At 56.2% G+C, this 18491-nt stretch carries 20 protein-coding genes; 16 read left to right on the top strand and 4 right to left on the bottom strand.

The features are described 5' to 3' along the window. Positions 1–46 precede the first annotated feature (46 nt). Positions 47–961, top strand: coding sequence for a fatty acid desaturase (locus tag Q0775_RS02410; RefSeq protein ID WP_298857732.1), 915 nt, complete (start codon positions 47–49; stop codon positions 959–961). A 14-nt stretch (positions 962–975) separates the two neighbouring features. Then, positions 976–1893 (top strand): DMT family transporter, encoded by a 918-nt coding sequence (locus tag Q0775_RS02405; RefSeq protein ID WP_298857731.1) that lies wholly within the window; start codon positions 976–978, stop codon positions 1891–1893. Here the strand turns inward: Q0775_RS02405 and Q0775_RS02400 are convergent, their stop codons facing one another. Both Q0775_RS02400 and Q0775_RS02395 read right to left on the bottom strand, forming a co-directional pair. After that, positions 1894–2604, bottom strand: a complete 711-nt coding sequence (locus tag Q0775_RS02400; protein WP_298857730.1) for an NUDIX hydrolase — start codon at positions 2602–2604, stop codon at positions 1894–1896. A gap of 26 nt (positions 2605–2630) precedes the next feature. Further along, positions 2631–2981, bottom strand: coding sequence for a DUF983 domain-containing protein (locus tag Q0775_RS02395; RefSeq protein WP_298859906.1), 351 nt, complete (start codon positions 2979–2981; stop codon positions 2631–2633). Between the two features lie 272 nt (positions 2982–3253). Here Q0775_RS02395 and Q0775_RS02390 point away from each other — a divergent pair, with 272 nt between their 5' ends. The 4 genes from Q0775_RS02390 (at position 3254) to Q0775_RS02375 (ending at position 5279) form a co-directional block, all read left to right on the top strand. Then, positions 3254–3802 carry a calcium sensor EFh gene (locus Q0775_RS02390; protein ID WP_298857729.1) on the top strand — a complete coding sequence of 183 codons (549 nt, stop codon included), beginning with the start codon at positions 3254–3256 and terminating at the stop codon, positions 3800–3802. Between the two features lie 71 nt (positions 3803–3873). Then, positions 3874–4467 carry an RNA polymerase sigma factor gene (locus Q0775_RS02385; RefSeq protein ID WP_298857728.1) on the top strand — a complete coding sequence of 198 codons (594 nt, stop codon included), beginning with the start codon at positions 3874–3876 and terminating at the stop codon, positions 4465–4467. Beyond that, entirely contained in the window at positions 4454–4801 is a 348-nt protein-coding gene (locus tag Q0775_RS02380; protein ID WP_298857727.1) for a hypothetical protein, read from the top strand. Before Q0775_RS02385 ends, Q0775_RS02380 begins: the two co-directional genes overlap by 14 nt. 4 nt (positions 4802–4805) lie before the next feature. Then, positions 4806–5279, top strand: coding sequence for a periplasmic heavy metal sensor (locus tag Q0775_RS02375; RefSeq protein ID WP_298857726.1), 474 nt, complete (start codon positions 4806–4808; stop codon positions 5277–5279). A gap of 26 nt (positions 5280–5305) precedes the next feature. On the opposite strand, the gene Q0775_RS02370 is transcribed toward Q0775_RS02375, so the two are convergent. After that, positions 5306–6721 (bottom strand): diguanylate cyclase, encoded by a 1416-nt coding sequence (locus tag Q0775_RS02370; protein WP_298857725.1) that lies wholly within the window; start codon positions 6719–6721, stop codon positions 5306–5308. Between the two features lie 96 nt (positions 6722–6817). On the opposite strand from Q0775_RS02370, the gene Q0775_RS02365 reads away from it, so the two are divergent. The 9 genes from Q0775_RS02365 to Q0775_RS02325 all read left to right on the top strand — a co-directional run bounded on the left by Q0775_RS02365 (position 6818) and on the right by Q0775_RS02325 (position 15847). Further along, positions 6818–7102 carry a DUF3572 domain-containing protein gene (locus Q0775_RS02365; protein ID WP_298857724.1) on the top strand — a complete coding sequence of 95 codons (285 nt, stop codon included), beginning with the start codon at positions 6818–6820 and terminating at the stop codon, positions 7100–7102. Further along, on the top strand, positions 7099–7815 hold the full coding sequence (locus Q0775_RS02360; RefSeq protein WP_298857723.1) for an HAD family hydrolase: 717 nt from the start codon (positions 7099–7101) through the stop codon (positions 7813–7815). Before Q0775_RS02365 ends, Q0775_RS02360 begins: the two co-directional genes overlap by 4 nt. A gap of 89 nt (positions 7816–7904) precedes the next feature. Beyond that, positions 7905–9464, top strand: coding sequence for a trimethylamine methyltransferase family protein (locus Q0775_RS02355; protein WP_298857722.1), 1560 nt, complete (start codon positions 7905–7907; stop codon positions 9462–9464). Positions 9465–9549: 85 nt separating this feature from the next. Further along, positions 9550–10137 carry a heme NO-binding domain-containing protein gene (locus tag Q0775_RS02350; RefSeq protein ID WP_298857721.1) on the top strand — a complete coding sequence of 196 codons (588 nt, stop codon included), beginning with the start codon at positions 9550–9552 and terminating at the stop codon, positions 10135–10137. After that, positions 10134–11162 (top strand): diguanylate cyclase, encoded by a 1029-nt coding sequence (locus Q0775_RS02345; protein WP_298857720.1) that lies wholly within the window; start codon positions 10134–10136, stop codon positions 11160–11162. Before Q0775_RS02350 ends, Q0775_RS02345 begins: the two co-directional genes overlap by 4 nt. A gap of 820 nt (positions 11163–11982) precedes the next feature. Further along, positions 11983–12144, top strand: a complete 162-nt coding sequence (locus tag Q0775_RS02340; RefSeq protein ID WP_298857719.1) for a hypothetical protein — start codon at positions 11983–11985, stop codon at positions 12142–12144. A gap of 540 nt (positions 12145–12684) precedes the next feature. Beyond that, positions 12685–13437 carry an NAD(P)-binding domain-containing protein gene (locus Q0775_RS02335; RefSeq protein WP_298857718.1) on the top strand — a complete coding sequence of 251 codons (753 nt, stop codon included), beginning with the start codon at positions 12685–12687 and terminating at the stop codon, positions 13435–13437. A 431-nt stretch (positions 13438–13868) separates the two neighbouring features. Then, positions 13869–14909, top strand: coding sequence for a glycosyltransferase family 2 protein (locus Q0775_RS02330; protein WP_298857717.1), 1041 nt, complete (start codon positions 13869–13871; stop codon positions 14907–14909). After that, on the top strand, positions 14906–15847 hold the full coding sequence (locus Q0775_RS02325; RefSeq protein ID WP_298857716.1) for a glycosyltransferase: 942 nt from the start codon (positions 14906–14908) through the stop codon (positions 15845–15847). Before Q0775_RS02330 ends, Q0775_RS02325 begins: the two co-directional genes overlap by 4 nt. Here Q0775_RS02325 and Q0775_RS02320 read toward each other — a convergent pair whose 3' ends face one another. Beyond that, positions 15848–16594, bottom strand: coding sequence for a WecB/TagA/CpsF family glycosyltransferase (locus Q0775_RS02320; protein ID WP_298857715.1), 747 nt, complete (start codon positions 16592–16594; stop codon positions 15848–15850). It abuts the gene before it with no gap. A 197-nt stretch (positions 16595–16791) separates the two neighbouring features. Between Q0775_RS02320 and Q0775_RS02315 the strand changes: the two genes are divergently transcribed. Beyond that, positions 16792–18249, top strand: coding sequence for a hypothetical protein (locus Q0775_RS02315; RefSeq protein ID WP_298857714.1), 1458 nt, complete (start codon positions 16792–16794; stop codon positions 18247–18249). The last annotated feature ends 242 nt before the right edge of the window (positions 18250–18491 follow it).

Here is an 18491-nt window from a genome sequence, read left to right as displayed (position 1 = left end):
GTATTCTTTGCCAAACCGCGCATCAGCGTGCTGCAAAGGATTTAACATGGCTACGGCCCCTACACGACGACGGTTTGCTGAGTGGGACTGGCCAACGTTGGCATTGATGCTTGGGGTTGGGCTGGTGTGGGGGACCGCGCTTTTGTTGCCGGCGGGGTTCGGGGCTTTGGCTTTCGTGCTGTTGGTGCTGGCACTCACGCTGCACAGCTCGCTCAGCCATGAATTGCTGCACGGGCATCCGCTCGGGAATGAGGGCGTTGAGACGGCAATTGGCCTGTGGCAACCGGGATTGTTTGTGCCCTACTTGCGGTTCAAGCGGACGCACCTCGCGCATCACCGCGATGCGAACCTGACCGACCCCTATGATGATCCAGAAAGCAATTACCTTGATCCTGCCATTTGGAACGGGTTGAGGCCGTGGGCGCAAAAGGTGCTGCGGGTAAACAATACGCTTGGTGGTCGGATTATGCTGGGTACGGCCATTGGCATGTTTGCCTTTGTGCGCAGCGATATCAGGGCGGCACGGGCAGGTGATCGGACGATTATCCGCGATTGGCTTGGGCATATCCCCGGTGTGGTGCTGACGCTTTGGATTGTGTCTGCCTCCCCTTTGAGCATCTGGGCCTATCTGCTGGCGTGCTACGGCGCGATGTCGGTGTTGCGCATTCGTACGTTTCTGGAGCACTGCGCTCATGATCGCGTGTCGGGACGAACGGTGATCGTTGAGGACCGTGGACCGCTGGGATTTCTATTTCTCAACAATAATTTGCATGTCGTGCATCATATGCATCCAACCGTCGCTTGGTACCGCTTATGGCCGCTGTATCTGAGCCAGCGGGAGCGGTTCATGACCCGCAATCATGGCTATGTCTACCCCAGCTATGCCGCTGTCTTTCGCCGCTATTTCTGGCGCGGAAAGGATCCTGTGGCACATCCGCTCTGGCGGGGCAGGGTGGAGTGAGGCATTAGGCCCGCATGACTGATTATATGCCCGACCTTTGGATCATCGTCTCGCTGCTCGCGGCGGTCTTCCAAACCATACGTTTCATGCTGCAAAAGGTGCTGGCGACTTCGACACTTAGTGCGGCGGGGGCGACCTTCTCGCGCTTCGTGTATTCCGCGCCTTTCATCGCGCTGTTGCTGGGTGTTTACATGAACTCGACGGGGGCAAGCCTGCCTGCGATGGATGCGCGGTTTTGGGGATTTGGCCTATTGGGCGGAACCACGCAAATTCTGGCGACGGTTTGTGTGGTGTTGCTGTTCAAGGAACGCAATTTTGCCGTCGGTATTACGTTCAAGAAGACCGAAGTGATCCAGACCGTGCTGGTGGGGGTGCTGCTGCTGGGCGACCGCGTAAGTTGGGGCGGGTTTGCCGCCATTATGTTGGGCCTTGTGGGGCTGATGCTGCTGTCGGGCGGTAAAGAGGCTAAAGGGTTTCACCTTTCTGACCTGCGCAACCGCGCGGCGGGTCTGGGCATCGCAAGCGGTATTCTCTTTGCCTTCTCGGCGGTGAGCTATCGGGGAGCATCGCTCACGCTGGCGACGGATGATCCGTTGCTGCGGGCGGGTGTGACGCTAATGGCGGTGGTGGTGATGCAAACGCTGATCATGACAGTCTGGCTATACCTGCGCGAGCGGGGCGAGATGACTGCCGTGTGGCGTGCGCGGCGCGTGGCTGTGTGGATTGGGCTGACCTCAATGGGCGGCTCTCTGTGCTGGTTCATTGCCTTCACCTTGCAAAACGCGGCCTATGTGAAGGCATTGGGGCAGGTTGAGCTTATCCTGAGCGTTGTCGCCTCGACGCTGTTTTTCAAAGAAAAAATCACAAAGCGGGAAGCCATTGGCATGACGATCCTTGTGGCGTCGATCCTGCTGCTGGTTCTCGTGATCTAACTAATCGTCTTGCCCGTTGTAGGGGCGTGCATTGCCTTTAAGACGTAAGAACAGGCTCTCTTCATCGTTGTTCTTGAAATAAGGGACCGACACTGGTGCGCTCAAATCGCGTGCGCGGGCTTCGACCTCGGCCAGAACCACTTCGGTAATGAAGGGCATGTCGAATTTGCGCGCATCGGTCAGCGGGACCCACTGCAGATGCGAAAGCTCGTCACACGCGGCATCGAAATTGTCAGGGTCAGATGCGATATCATCCACATCCACCAAGAAAAATCGCGCATCGAAACGGCGCGGGCGACCCGGTGGCGTCAGCGCACGAAATACAAACTGCAGCGGATTGGCGTGGGGCAGGTGGCCCGTATCAGCAAAGCTGCGCCAATCTTTGGGGACTTCACGTTCCCAGATACCCTTTGTGCCAAGGATCAGGCCGGTTTCTTCCCAAAGCTCGCGAATGGCGGCAACAGGGATCGCATGGGACAGCGCGGCATCGGCGTCATCCTGTATCCGCGATGCACATTGCGCATTTAGCGGCGTCGCCAACGGAACATGCGCATCGGCGGCGTCAACAGCCCCGCCCGGAAAGACGAATTTGTTGGGCATAAACGCCGCTTTTGCGCCGCGCTGGCCCATAAGAATAGAGGGATTAGTCATACGGTCACGAATAACGATGACCGTGGATGCATGACGGATCGCGGTTTTATCGATGCTCATAAGTCCCTCAATGGTTCAGGGCGCGGTCAGGAGGACCGTGCAAAGCCGCCCATTTCCTTCGCCCATTGGAAGCCGATCAAGGCTCCCTTAAATCTTGGGAGAAGGTAGAGGGACAAACCGATGCTGCCAACCGAAAATATGGTGAACAGGACAATCGGCTCGGGACGGAACTGTACAAAGACAAAATGCAGCATCACGCCCATGAGATGACCGACGATCAGGATCGTGAGATAGGCGGGGCCATCATCTGCGCGGTGGTGGTGGAACTCTTCTTCGCAGACTGTGCATTTGTCATTTACCTTGAGATAGCTGTGCAGCAGGGGACCAGCGCCGCAGTTGGGGCATTTGCCGCGCCATCCGCGTACCATTGCGGGCATGCGCAAACGCTCACCCGTTTCGGGATCGGTAAGGGGGGCGTTTTTTGTCTGTCCGGCGGAATCAAGCATGTCGGGTCCTAAAGCTGCGATGGGATGATGAATGCTTCAATTGCAGGAAAAATAAAAGGTGGCGATTTGTCCCAAGGCAGGGCGATTGAAAATAAGTTGAACTTTTTGCGACGGAATGGCGGTGGGGGTGCGTACCATTCACAACTGCACGGGATATGAGGGAAGACCCCGGCCGCGCAGCAACATAATGAATGGAGAGCACCATGTTTAAGGAATCAATCACCGTTTTGGCCATCGTCGCCGGCCTTGTTGCGACAACTGCACAGGCCCGTGATGGCGACACAGACCGCAAGGGCGCACGGTTTGAGGCGCGGTTTACCCAGATGGATATGAATAAAGACGGTAAAGTTACTGCTGAGGAAATGACGGCACAGGCAGCCGCGCGTTTTGCGGCGGCGGACACAAACAGCGATGGCTCACTGAGCCTTGAGGAGATGCAGGCAGGCGCAAAAACGATGCATAGCGAGCGTCTGCTCAAACGCTTTGACGCGAACAATGATGGTGCGCTGAGTGCTGAAGAGCTTGCCAAAGTTGATGACAGCAAAATGGGCAAGCGCAGCGCCAAGCGGTTCGAGAAGATGGACGCGGACAAGAGCGGCGGTATCACTCTCGACGAGATGCAAGCCCGCCGCGATCCTGCTAAGATGGTGGAAAAGCTGGATGCTGATAACGATGGTGCGCTGAGCATGGAAGAGTTTGCAAAGGCGCGTGGCCATGGCAAAAAGAAGGGCCGCGGACACGACAAAGACTAAATGCTTAGCTGCATCCGGCCTTGTTTTTGCAGGGCCGGATGCCCCCGAAAGACTTCTGCGGAAAGAGGCCCTTGAAAGATACCAGCGATCATAGTGAGGCCCGCGACGCGGATGCGGATTTGTTGGCACGTTACGCGGCAGGGGATAATGCGGCGGCACGGTTGTTGTCTGCGCGTCTTTCTCCCCGCGCGTTTGCCCATGCGTTTCGTGTACTCGGCGACCGTGCCGAGGCAGAGGATGTGACCCAAGAGGCGATGCTGCGCCTTTGGAAGCAGGCCCCTAAATGGGACGCGGGGCGTGCACAGGCGGCAACATGGATTTACCGTGTGGTTGCGAATTTGTGTTTTGACCGTTTGCGCGGCCAACGTGCGGAGACATTGGATGAGGTTGATGCACCTGCTGATCCCGCGCCCGGGATCGAGACACGGCTGCAAGATAGCGCACGCCATGATGCGCTGCAGGCAGCCCTGCTCAGGTTGCCGGAGCGGCAGAGACAGGCGGTGGTTTTGCGCCACATCGAAGGGTTGGCGAACCCAGATATCGCCGAGATTTTAGACGTGGGCATCGAGGCAGTTGAAAGCCTTACTGCACGCGGGAAACGAGCGCTGACAGCCGATTTGGCGGCACAGCGCGATGCACTGGGGTATGATGATGACACAACGTGACACATTCGATCTGGAGGCGCTTTTCGAGGATGCGCGGGCAAATCCGCCGCAGATGAGGAGTGATTTGTCGGCGCGAATTTTGGCTGACGCTGAAACCCAGATGCCGCGTGTGCCGTTGTGGCGGCGGGTAATGGGCGCAGTGGGCGGACCTGCAGGTCTTGGGGGCTTGGTCACGGCGACGGTGGCGGGGTTCTGGATTGGCGTGTCGCCGCCTGTGGATACCGTTGATCCGCTAGTTTTGTTTGGTGCAGTGGAGAGTACCGCGGCCTATGAATTGACTGACCTCACGGGGTTTGACTGGGCGACGTTCGATTTGGACAGTGAAGAGGGATAATGTGATGGCAGATACAGTGAAAAATAGACGGTGGATGCCAATTATTCTGGGGCTGTCGCTTGCGATAAACCTCGCGGTAGTGGCTGCGGTTGGAGGTGCGGCGTGGCGCCACAGTGGAGACGCGCGGAGCGGGCTGCCGCGAGCCTCCAAAAGCGGTGCACTTTATATGAAAGCGCTGCCGCGGGAGAGCCGGCGTGCCATCCGTGAGCAGATGCGCAGCGGACCGCGTCCCGATCGCAGCACGGATCAGATGCTCGCAGCCTTGCGCAGTGAGCCATTCGATCCCGAAGCGGCAGTACGTGTGCTTGAGTTGCAACGCGACGCGGGATTGCAACGCCAGCATGCGGCCACGGCTGGTTGGCTGGCCGAAGTCACGGCGATGAATGCACAAGAGCGTGCTGCTTATGCGGACCGTATCGAGGAAATGGCCAAACGTGGCAAAGAGCGTGGAAAAGATAGAAACCGTAACGATGACTGAGTGGAAATCTTCGTTTGTTGCTGGGATCAGGCGGCAGGGCTGGCCTGTGTCAGGCTAAAATTTACGCGGTTGCGCCCTTGTAGCTTTGCCGCATAAAGCGCTTTGTCAGCATGATCGAGCAGGCTGTCAACGGTTTCGGCGCGCCCCGTGTTGATATGTTTGGATGCCGCACTCATTGCGAGGCCGAGGCTGATCGTGATTTGCACAGGCTCCGCGGCGCCTGGAATCACAAAAGGCGTACTGCCGATGGCCTGACAAATGCGGTGAGCTACCGTTCGGGCGGTGGTTACATCGGCGGCAGGCAGGGCAATCAGAAACTCTTCCCCCCCTATGCGTGAAATCACATCCGAATTGCGCACAGCGTCGCGCAACCGGCGTGCCGTCTCTACGAGTACTGCATCGCCAGAGGCGTGGCCGTAGAGGTCATTTATGCGCTTGAAGTGATCCATGTCAGCGACAATAACGGCAAAAGAAGTCTGGTTTGTGGCACTGCGTTCAATCAAGTTGGCGATAAACGGCATTGCATAGCGTCGGTTATAGAGGCCCGTTAGCGGATCATTGACCGCTTCGCGCAGACCCATGCGCACACTTTGAAGCAACTGTGCAGCCTGACGCTTCCGCTTGAGCAAAACGTCTAGGCGCAGGGCCAGTTCGGGACCGTAGAACCCGCCCGTCATCACATCATCTGCGCCCATATCAAGTGCGGCGGTTGCCACAATGGACTCTTCTGTTTTTTGCAGCACCAAAAGGGCCACATCCTGCGTTTGGGCACTGGCGCGGAGTGCAGAAATCAAACGCAGGCAGGTATCGCTTTGCACGGCGTTGTCGGGCAGGGCCAACACGATGGCATCGGGGGGCGTGTCGGCATTCAGGGCGGCCATAGCGTCGCCCAGCAAAGTGACCGAATATTTCGCCCGCATCCGGGGCAGCAACTCACGGACCCAGCCGCGCAGCATTCCGAGCTCGGTGCCGATCAGTGACACTGTTGCGGGGCGCTGAAACTCGGACGGTGCCTCGGATAGCCCAAGAGCGCAGCGGGTGTCATCGCGCATCTGCCATTGTGCAAAAGTGCGCTGGGCGCGGATCATATTGCGCACACGGCCCAAGAGCAGAGTTTCGTTCACGGGTTTGTTCATCACGTCAAAGGCCCCAGCGTGTAGTGTATCAAGGCGCCCTTGCAAATTGGCAGAAGAAGCGATGGCCAGCACGGGCAATGCCGCTGTTTTACTGTTCTCACGCAAATGAGCACAAAGTTCTGCGGCGGTGCCATCTGGCAGGTTCATTGCGGTCAGGATCATATCGGGCTTTTGATCCTCGACAAGTTCAAGGGCTTGCGCGAGCGAGCCTGCCTGCACAACATGATAAAACGCGGCTGAAAGTTTTACCTTCAGCACGATACGGTTCGTGGAAATTCCGTCAACGATTAGGATTTTACCCTGCACTTTCGATCCTTTCCCTATCCGCGTTATTGTTGGGTTTAGTTTTCTGATTAAATGATTAACAAAGCGTTGAGATTTTGAGCCAAATGGAGCCCGCCTGTGAGCCTTACGCAAAATACCGCCGAAACCATCGCCCTTGGGGTATTCACATGGTTGGTGGGTAACGAGGATTTGTTGCCTGTCTTTCTGGGAACCACAGGAGCCTCGCAGGACGACATGCGCGGCGCGGTGAATGATCCTGTATTTCTGGGGTCGGTGCTCGATTTTATCTTGATGGATGATGCTTGGGTGATTGCCTGCTGCGATGCGCAGACCATGCCCTATGAGCGTTTGGCCGAGGCCCGTATGGCTCTTCCGGGGGGTGAGCAGAGGCACTGGACATGACCCGTGGCACCTTACCGGTTAAAGGGTTGTGCTTTGACAAGGACGGCACGCTTTTTGATTTTTCAGCCACGTGGGAAGCTTGGGCGCAGCGGTTTTTGCGCCGTGCGGCAGGGGGCGATGAAAGCCGTGCTGTGCAGATGGGGGAGACAATAGGGTTTGATTTGGGCGCAGGTAAATTCGCCAGTAACAGCCTTGTGATTGCAGGCACGGCAGGTGAGATCGCGCAGGCATTGGCGCGGTATCTGCCCGACCTCGGGCGCGATCAGGTTCTGAATATGATCAATGAGGAAGCGGCTCTTGCGCCGCAGCAACCTGCTGTGCCGCTGGTGCCGCTGCTGAAGGGGCTGCGTGCGCGGGGGCTGGCTCTTGGCGTGGCCACAAACGATAGTGAAGCGCCCGCGCGGGTTCATCTGGAGGCCGAAGGCGTTACCGCGCTCTTTGACTTTATTGCTGGCTATGACAGCGGCCACGGCGGCAAGCCCGCGCCGGGACAGCTGTTGGCTTTTGCAAAAACCGTAGATCTGCCGCCCGAACAAATCATAATGGTCGGCGACAGCACCCATGACCTGCGTGCAGGACAAGCGGCGGGGATGCGCACGATTGGGGTGTTGACAGGAACGGCTCCCGAGGAGGTTCTTGCGCCGCTGGCTGATGTGGTGCTGCGTGACATCGGTGAAATTCCTGCTTGGCTTACGGCGCAAGGCGTCGCCTGAAATCCAAATACGACAAAATCCGTCGCAGATGGATAGGCCGCGCATGTGGGACTAAGGCCTTCTGGTCGTCAAAGCCAGAGGAGACAGCCATGACAGAAGAGCCGAAACGCAGAACCCGTGGAGGTGGCCGTGCCGGTGCCAAAACACGTCGCGGCACTTCTATCATCGAGCAGATGCCGTGGAACCCGCCGGTGAATATTGACCGTCCCACAGAGCCGCTTGGCCCTGAAGGCGTCGAGGCGATCCACAATGGCGCGATGCGTATCCTTGAAGAGATCGGGATCGAGATTTACAATATTGAGGCGCGTGAGATCTTCCGCAAAGCGGGTTGCACTGTAGACGGCGATAATGTGCGGATGGGGCGCGATATGGTGATGGATTATGTCGCCATGGCCCCGTCCGAGTTTACGATCACCCCACGCAACCCTGACCGCAAGATCACGATTGGCGGCAAGAATCTGGTATTTGGCAACGTCTCATCGCCGCCCAGTTATTGGGATATGTCTACGGGGGGCAAAGTGGCCGGCACGCGGGAGAAGTGCCGTGATCTGCTGAAGCTGACGCAGTATTTCAACTGTATCCACTTCGCAGGCGGCTATCCTGTTGAACCTGTGGATATCCACGCTTCTGTGCGCCACCTTGATGTGCTTTATGACAAGCTGACACTGACCGACAAAGCCATGCACGCCTATTCATTGGGCAAGGAACGGGTCGAGGATGTGATGGAGATGGTACGCATCTCTGGCGGTTGGACGAATGAGGAATTTGAGGCCAGCCCCAAGATGTACACAAACATCAACTCCACCTCGCCGCTCAAGCATGACATTCCGATGCTGGACGGCTGGATCAGGGTTGCGAAGCGCAATCAGGGTTTGGTGGTGACACCCTTTACCCTCGCGGGGGCGATGGCGCCTGTGACCATGGCGGGAGCCGTGGCGCAGTCTATCGCCGAAGCGCTGATTGCTATTGTGTTGGCCCAGATTGTACGGCCGGGGGCGAGTGTGGCCGTTGGTACTTTTACCTCCAATGTAGATATGAAAACGGGCGCACCTGCCTTTGGCACACCTGAATATATGCGTGCGACCCAGATGACGGGGCAAATGTGCCGCTTTTACGGGTTGCCTATGCGCAGTTCGGGCGTTTGTGCGGCGAACGTGCCTGACGGACAGGCGATGTGGGAGACGTCAAATTCGCTTTGGGCGGCGGTGCAATCGGGCACGAACATGGTCTATCATGCGGCGGGATGGCTGGAGGGGGGACTAATCGCCAGCCCTGAGAAATTCATCATGGATTGCGAAATTTTGCAGCAAATCCAGCGCTATATGGCACCCGAAATTTGCGCGACTGGTCCAGATGAGATCGCTTTTGATGCGATAAAAGAGGTAGGTCACGGCAGTCATTTCTTTGGAATTCAACATACTCAAGACCGCTATACAACAGCCTTTTATCAGCCATTTTTGAGCGATTGGACGAACTTTGAAGGCTGGGAGGTCGCAGGTGGCATCTGGACGCAGGAACGCGCACATCACATGTATAAAGACATCGTTAACAGTTTTGAGGAGCCACCAATGGATGTGGCGATCCGAGAAGAGCTGGCCGCCTTTGTTGAGCGTCGTAAATCCGAGGGTGGTGCGCCAACAGATTTTTAACCACGTTACCCTGTGGAGGCCTTTCTTAGCCGCTTGTTAATATCTGCCCGCGATAAATGTGTGGTAGCAGCAACAAGAGGCGGCCATGCACGGGCTTATTAACCGCAGTTTTCAAAATTACATGACCGACAACTACGGCAAGGATGCGTGGTTGAGAGTTGCGGCAAAGGCGAATGTATCTCCTCCCGAATTTGAAGCGATGTTAACCTACGATGATAGTGTCACCCCTGCAGTGCTTGATGCTATGGGGGGCGTGCTTGGCCGTCCGCGCGGTGAAATTATGGAAGATATCGGCGCTTACCTCGTGTCGCACCCCAATACTGAGGCGGTGCGGCGTTTGTTGCGCTTCGGTGGAGTGAACTTCGAGGATTTCCTGCATTCGTTGGATGACTTGCCTGACCGTGCTCAGATGGCGGTGTCGGACCTGCATTTACCATCGATCGAGTTGCACGGCCATGCGGATGGCAATTTTAGCCTGATTTGCGACAGTCCGCTTGCTGGGTTCGGCCATTTGATGATGGGGGTTTTGCGGGTCATGGCGGATGACTATGGCGTACTTGCGCTGTTGGAACTGGAAGAGGTAGCGGACGGCACCGAGATCGTCCGCATCCAGATGGTTGCCGCTGATTACGCGGATGGTCGCGTGTTTGACCTTGGGGCGCGTGCATCATGAGCGCGGCAACAAGCCCGGAAGTGCTCGATGTATTGTGCCCGATGCATCTGGTTTTGGATTCCGAGGGGATAATAACCCACGCAGGTCCGACCGCGCAAAAGCTGCGGCCAGAGATGGACTTGGTTGGCCTTCCATTTATGGAAGCTTTTACCGTGATGCGCCCGCGCGGAATTACCACGCTGGCCCAGCTTTGGGCGGCGCGGCATCTCAAGCTGCATTTGGAAATGTCAGGCACACCGCCTGCGCGTCTGAAAGGGGTGCTGGCCCCTGATGGGCAGGGGGACGCGATTGTGAATCTGTCGTTTGGAATATCGATATTGGACGGGGTGCGGGACTATGCCCTGACCAACGCGGATTTTGCGGCGACGGACCTAGCGATCGAAATGCTCTATCTGGTGGAAGCAAAGTCAGCTGCGATGGAGGCATCGCGTAAATTGAACCTCCGTTTGCAGGGGGCAAAAAATGCAGCTGAAGAACAGGCCTATACTGACACGCTTACTGGATTGAAGAACCGTCGCGCACTCGATCATCTGCTAGAGCAGCTTTTAGCGGCGGATGCGGCATTTGCGGTAATGCACATTGATCTGGATTACTTCAAAGCGGTCAACGACACGCTTGGCCATGCCGCTGGCGATCATGTGCTGCAAGTGGTGGCAACAGCGATGATCGAAGAAACCCGCGGAACCGATACAGTTGCACGTGTCGGTGGAGATGAATTTACGGTGATCTTGCCGCAGGTCAACGATATTGATGTGTTGGAACGGGTTGGGCGGCGGATCATCGAGCGGATTGAAGTACCGATCCCGTTCAACGACGCCTTATGCGAAATTTCTGCAAGTATCGGTACCGTCTGGATACAAAGTAGCAAGAGTGCGACCCGCGAGACTGTTATGGAGGACGCCGATATCGCGCTTTATGCCTCCAAGAATGAGGGGCGTGCGCGGCAGACAATGTACACGCCTGAACTGCGCGAGAGTGCGAATGCGACCACACCGCCCAAGGGTCGTAGTGATCGGTCTTCCTGAGACTTGTTAGCCACCAATTTAGTTATTTTTAAATTTTATGCTCTGTTACAAATGCTTAAAAATAGGGATTTAAGGGACTGGCGGTGCTTTTTAAGCGGCGATGGTAAAACCTCCCTGTTGAAGAGCTTGCGTATCCATATTTTGATGCAAGTGTACGTCCCTGATGCCGACGTTGAAGAAGCGGGCTGTCCAAGGAGTTCGGCATGCCATGACAACCTTTGTAAGAGGCGCTGAAATGGCTTGGTGGCGAGAAAACTGTAGACCTCACCCGCAACCGCAGTGTGCGAGTGGAAGAGCTGAAACACACCTATTGTGCGGCGCTTTCGTGCTGCGCCAATAGTCTATGGCGCGGTTTTCAATCTCGCCGCGAACCAAACACGACCCGATCAGTTGCTGAACGCAGGTTGGCACAGGCCATTTTTCGTGATGCGTTGCAGAGTAGCGATGTCGCCACCAAGTTCCATATCAATAATCGGTTTCATGCGTTCACCGGCGACATGGGTCGACAATGTCTGTGTGCGCCCCAGTTTTACGCGGCCATTGTTTGAGCATATCCGAATTTTTAACACCCTTTATGCTCTGGATGCCCATGCCGAGGCCGAAATCGCCGTTGATCAAAACGACGCAATGCTTGCTGTAATTGAGGCGCGGGACTCCGATGCAGGCGCAGAAACCTTTGACGTTGTCTTGCGACCAAAATGCGTGATTTATCATGCCTTCCCGTTTTCGCGTCCACCTTGGCGAAATCGCCCATTTTGTGAAACGCCAATGATATCGATTTTTGCGAATTCGAGGGTATTTGTGCTCGGGAGCGACGTTGTTGTCCGACGGTCACTCTAATCTGAATGCCCTTGATGCGCTGATCGAGGATATGATCGCAGCGGCGAAGTATGGCGTGATCTTTGGTGGCTCTGCAGGCAAGAATTATGCCTTATCGGCGACCGAGCGTCTGCTCATTACCGCTGTGCCAGTAATCGTTTAATAGGCCAACTGAATGGACTGCTGAAACGGCGATAATACAATGCATTGGCAGTAGCGGTGGGATTTTCGACGCAGGTGTTTGTCAAAAGTGGCTACCGCCCCGCTGCATCTGCCAAAACGTTTGCCAGCATGAACCCTGCGGCGGGGTAGGCAGTAGAGAATATTGCGGCTTGCAAAGCGGAAGGTATAGATTTTGCCGCGAGACGAAAACACTATGCCGAAATTTCCAGCTGTTTTGCAGATACGTCTGACGTGCGGGTTGACGGCGGTACAGATAAAGGGGCAACACTCTTAATGTTTATGCGCCGAACGCCCGTCTGCTCACGACCAATGCCAAGCGTGCCTTGTGCGGGGGGAATGCTGCGGGCGAAGACGGTGACGGTAAACAGCGATGTTGGGGGTGATGTTTCGATGCCCTAGGTGGCTGGAAGCAGTCAAACTTTTCAGGGCGCGAGAACGGTTTGCTTGTTCATGATCAATATACGCAGGTCAAAAACATCTGGCTGGGCCCAGGCGATGACGCAGCTAAGAGGGAGTACGGATGCGGGTTGGATTTATCGGTACGGGAGAGATTGCAGCCGCGATGGTAGAAGGGCTGTCTGGGCGTGGACATGATCTTATTGTGTCTGAGCGGAACGCTGAAGTGGCGGCAGAACTGGCGGGCAAATTCAAAGATGTGCAGGTTAAGTCCAACGCGGATGTGGTGGCGGGGTCGGATGTCGTTTTTCTGTGCCTTATGGCTGGCGTTGCGCGGGGTGTTTTGGGTGCGCTGCCGTGGCGCGGTAATCAGGCTGTAATCTCTGTCATGGTCGATGTGCCGTTGGGAGAGCTTGCGACACTCTGTGCACCTGTCAGTGATATTGCGCTGACCATTCCGTTGAGTTCGGTTGCGACGGGGCGGTCTGTGCTGCCGTGTCACCCTGACAGCGACGCGTTGCGCGCTTTATTCGGTGAGAGTGACACAATCATCACGGTCCCGACCGAAGCTGGGTTGAACGCACATTTTGCGGCCTCTGCGCTATCTGCGCCACTGCTGACCCTGATGCAAACGGGCGCGCAGTGGTTGGGCGAGCAAACGGGCGACCCTAAGGGGGCAGAGACTTATGTGGCGGGCGTATTTGCAGGTTTTTTGAGGCAAATGTCGACGCAGGGGGCAGACTTTGAGCAGCTTTTGAATGCTCTGGCGACCGAGGGTGGATTGAACGCGACACTTAAGCAGCGAATGGCAGAGGCGGGGGCACCTGATGCGCTGCAAAGCGGTCTCGAGGGGCTCAAGGTGCGGCTTAAGCTATAGGGTATATTGGCGTGCGCACCCCGCAGTTTGGCACCTCCAACGCGTAGACTGTGGTTTGGGAACAGGGCGCTGCTTATGCCGCATTGGAACGGGGGCCCAGGACAGATGTTGCCAAAATTTGACGGGATTTGCGGGGCGTTCTGAGGCCTGAAGACATGTCTAGTTTGACCAGACATTGCGGATGACGGAAGAGTTCGAGCAGACAGTATTCGCAGCCGTGGCACGAAAGAGCTGGGAGCAGCGCGGGGATCGCGGCGGCAGTGGCCCAACGCCGTGCAGTGATTACCCATTTTGAACCTAGGGCATCCCAATATAGGTTGCCGCCTCAATCCTTTGTCATATCGGGCGCAAATGCATACCTGCTCTGGAAAGAGCACCTCGCCCATGCCGAGGAGTGGACCGCCGTGCAGTGCTCGCGTAAGGAAAGAGCTATGACACAACGCCCTTCTCTATTCGCCCGAATTCGCAACCGTTTAGCGCAGGCAGCCCGCCGCCGACGTTTTGCAGCCGCTCTTGAGCATGTGCATGGAGCGGGATTGACCGTGCCGCAGGGCGAGGTGCTGGCCATTGTGCTCGTACGCAACGGCGCTTACTATCTCGACGCGTTTTTTGACTATTACCGCGCGATGGGCATCCGGTATTTCGCCTTTATCGACAATGGTTCAACTGATGAAACAATTGCGTTGATCAAGCAGCATCAGGGCTGTGTCATTGACCGCGCGGTGTTGCCGTTGGCACAATATGAAGACTTGATGCGTGGCTATCCAGCGTCCAAATACGGCGTGGATCGCTGGTGTCTTTATGTCGATATGGACGAACAGTTTGATTTCGAAGGCCGCAAGAGCCACGGCTTGTCCGCGCTGATCCGCTATCTCGAGCAGCGCGGCGATACGGCGCTGATGGCGCAGATGTTGGAAATGTTTCCGCGTGCGCCTTTGGCGGCGGTGAAGGATCTGACCTTTGCTCAAGCGCTCACTGCTTTTGTACAATATGATATCAGCACAGTGCAGAGCTTTGACTACCACTCTGACCAGATCGAATTCAGTGCGTTGTTGCAAGATAATGTGGTGGGCACGGACGCGCTGAAGTTCATGTTTGGCGGCGTGCGGGGCAAGGTGTTTGGCGAGGTCTGTTGTCTGACTAAGCACCCGCTCATCTTTAATGGCGATGGTGTGAGGCCCGCACCACATCCGCATCTTTCGCAGAATGTGAAGGTTTCGGACTTCAGCGCAGTCATTCGCCATTATAAATTTGCAGGCAATATCGCTGCACGCGATGCGGCCAGTGCGGTCAGCGGTGATTTGGCCCATGGCGAGGATCAGGCGCGATTTGAGGTCTTGCAAGCGCATAAAAACCTAACGCTGCATTCCGAGGCTGCACAGGTTTGGTCAGGTATTGCGCCGCTTTATGGGGCTGGATTTCTGGTGCGCTCCGATAACTATTCGGCATTTTTGGCGGAGCAGGCAAAATGAATGTCGCCGCGATTGTCATTGGCCGGAACGAGGGTGCGCGGCTGATTGCCTGCCTTGAAGCACTCACTGGCGTTTCCCCTGTGATTTATGTTGATAGTGGCTCCACTGACGGGTCGGTAGCTGCGGCTCAGGCGCGAGGGGCGCAGGTGGTTGAACTGGATATGAGCGAGCCGTTTACAGCGGCGCGTGCGCGGAATGCGGGACTTGCCGCATTGCCACAGGGTATTGAACTGGTACAATTTCTCGATGGGGATTGCATTGTACAAAACGGTTGGATCGCACATGCACAGGAATTTTTGAGCGGCGATCCGCAAGTCGCCATTGTATGTGGACGGCGACGAGAAATCAATCCGCAGGCAAGTGTTTACAATGCCTTAATTGATGATGAATGGGATACGCCTGTCGGCGAGGCACGCGCCTGTGGTGGTGACGCGCTAATGCGGGTGAACGCTTTGAACGAGGTTGGCGGGTATAACCCTGAATTGATCGCAGGGGAGGAGCCTGACCTTTGCGTGCGGTTGCGGCAGGTGGGCTGGCGCATTTGGCGGCTTGATGCCGAGATGACGGCACATGATGCTCAGATCACGCAATTCGGCCAATGGTGGAAGCGGACCAAACGGGCGGGCCATGCCTTTGCCGAAGGGGCGGCGCTGCACGGTGCACCCCCTGAGCTTCATTGGGTCGCAGAGACGCGGCGGGCGCTGCTGTGGGGGCTGGCAGGGCCGCTGTTTATCGTGCTGCTTGTTGCGTTAGTTGGACCCATAGGCTTGCTGGCTGCGCTGGTTTACCCGCTGCAAGTCCTGCGTCTGGCGCGGCGCGGCGGATTGCCTTGGGCCTTCTTCAGTGTGCTGGGCAAGTTCGCCGAAGCGCAGGGAGCGTTAAGTTTTTACTGGCGCAGGCTGCGCGGTGCGGAGAAGCAGCTGATCGAATATAAATAACTAGCGCTGCCGCCATGCATCAAAGGCAAGGCCCGGCAGAATGGCAAAACATTTGGCGTAGCGCGGGACCATACGTTTCGGACTTTGGAGCGCTCGCCAGAGCCATTCCAGCGCAAAGGCCCGCATAATTTTCGGGGCGCGGACCTGATGGCCTGACAGAAAATCCAGACCAGCGCCGATGGAGGCAAAGCCCACCGCAGGGCTGCGGGAGCGGGCGAATGCGGCGAACAGTTCCTGCTTGGGCGCACCTAAAGCGATGAAACACAAACGCGCACCGCTGGCATTGAGCATTTCGCAAATCTCTGACGCTGCACTGCCCGAGGGGTCGAAGCCATAAGCAGGGGCGTGGGTCAGCACGATATTGACGTTGGGTGCACGCGCTTCCAGCGTTGCTTTCGCACCTGCAAGAGCAGCGTCGGAGCTGCCCACTAGAGCCACGGGCATATCCATTTCAGCGGCCAATTCCGTGAGCGGGAGTACCAGATCAGAGCCAGGCATCAGCTCAAGCTCTCTTCCCGCCAGCTGGGCCAGCCAGATGATCGGGCGCCCATCGGCGACAACCAGATCCTGCGCGTGGTAGGCTTCAGCAAAGGTGTCATCGACGGGAAGTTTGGTGAGATGGTCGAGGTTAAGCGTGGCAAGTGCGAATCCGTGTCCTTGCGTGAATTTTGCGCGGATCGCCTGAAACAATGCGTTGCGCGTGGGAATATTGACCTCGACTGCGGAACGCCCCTTGCCATATTTCATGAGGCACCTGTGCGTGAAGGCCACAGACGTGCGCATATAGATGATGTGGATAAGGTCAAATTATCAAGCCATTTCAATGTACTGTGTGCCAAATCTTGTGTTGGCAAATCTCGGTGTGGCAAACTACCGTGATGACAGGCGTCTGCCTAGAGTGTATTTAGGAAAGCCTACACCTTGTGCTGCACCCTAGGAGCCTGATGCCAAACGGAATTGCATATCTGATGCTGCTCGCATGGCCTGCGGTCTGCGTGGTGTTGTTTCGCACGCAATCGGTGGAGCGGGCGATTGTCTGGTCGATCCTTGGCGGTTATCTGCTATTGCCACCGCTGGCTGAGTTCAATCTGCCACTGGTGCCTGCGATGGATAAAGTCTCAATTCCGAACCTGAGCGTGCTGGCGATCCTGATCTTCGCAACTGCGCACAAGGTGCGGCTGCTGCCCGAAGGGCGGATCGCTCGGGTTCTGGTGGTAATTTTAGTGTGCAGTGCGATCCCCACCGTGATGACAAACCGCGAGCCGATCCTGTTTGAAGTACTGCGCGATGCCGATCCTATCCTGTTTCTTGTGGACGCATTGCCCGGACAGTCGGTGCGCGATATTGGCTCTGTTCTGATTGCCCAAACGCTCACAATTGTTCCGTTTTTAGTGGCGCGCCAGTTTCTCAGCTCCGAGGACGGCTTGTTGGAAATCCTGCGGGCGTTGATGATCGGGGCACTGCTCTACTCCATCCCCTCGCTGATCGAAATCCGCTTTTCGCCACAGATGAACGTTTGGGTCTACGGGTTCTTCCAGCACAGTTTCGAACAGACGATGCGGGCGGGGGGATACCGTCCGATTGTATTCTTGCCACACGGCCTGTGGCTGGCGCTTTTTGCCTGCACAGCTGCGATGTCGGCCGCCGCATTAGCGCGGGTGTCGCCAAAAGTGGACCGTTGGAAAGCGGTGCTTTTGACGTTGTATTTGGTTCTGTTTTTGTTGGCCTGTAAAAGTGCAGCATCCATTGCATATGGTATGATCCTTGTGCCGCTGATCTACTTTGCACCCCGCCGATGGCTCGTGCTATTGGCGACACTCTTTGCTTTGATCGCCGTCACCTATCCGATGCTACGCAATGTAGGCGCGATCCCGACCGATGCGATTGTGGCTAAAGTGGCAGAGTTTAATCCCGACCGTGCACAGTCGCTCGGATATCGCTTCAACAATGAAGAGCAACTGCTTGAACGCGCGGCAGAAAAACCTGCATTTGGCTGGAGCGGTTGGGGCCGAAGCCTTGTGCGCGATGCGGAGGATGGTGAAATTTTGACGATCCCTGACGGGCGGTGGATCATCGTTTTCGGGAGCTTTGGCTGGTTGGGATATATTGCCGAATTTGGCCTGCTGGCCCTGCCGCTGTTGCTGCTCGGCGGTTACATCCTCCGAAACCGTAGGGCAGAGCTTTCCCCCTATATCGGGGCTGTTGGGCTCATCTTGGGGATTACGCTGATCGACATGTTGCTCAACGCGACGTTGACACCGTTTACGTGGCTCACGGCAGGGGCAGTGCTTGGCTATGTCGAGCGATTAAATCCGCGCCGTGTCCATGCGCCGCGCCATGCTTTCCAAAATGCGCCAGTGATGGGGCAAAAATCTGGTAGCTTGCAGCGCAACATCCTGTAAATCGCGTCGATTTGCTGATTTTGGACGTTTCAATCCTACAAATTTGCTCTTTGAGCGGATTGTTTCCAAATTGGAAATAATGCGCGCTTTTCGCGGTGCTCTAATGTGCTATTCCTACAGGGGTAATGCGTCGAACCAGGTCAAAACGCCATGAAATCGACATTTTCTAACTGTAGTACGGCGATTGGGCGACTTTTTTCGTCTACGTAAATGGTCCGAATTTTATTTAATTTGTTGGGGGT

The sequence above is a fragment of the uncultured Sulfitobacter sp. genome (genome assembly GCF_947499945.1).
GTDB lineage: Bacteria > Pseudomonadota > Alphaproteobacteria > Rhodobacterales > Rhodobacteraceae > Sulfitobacter.
This window is presented reverse-complemented; position numbering and strand designations above follow the sequence as displayed.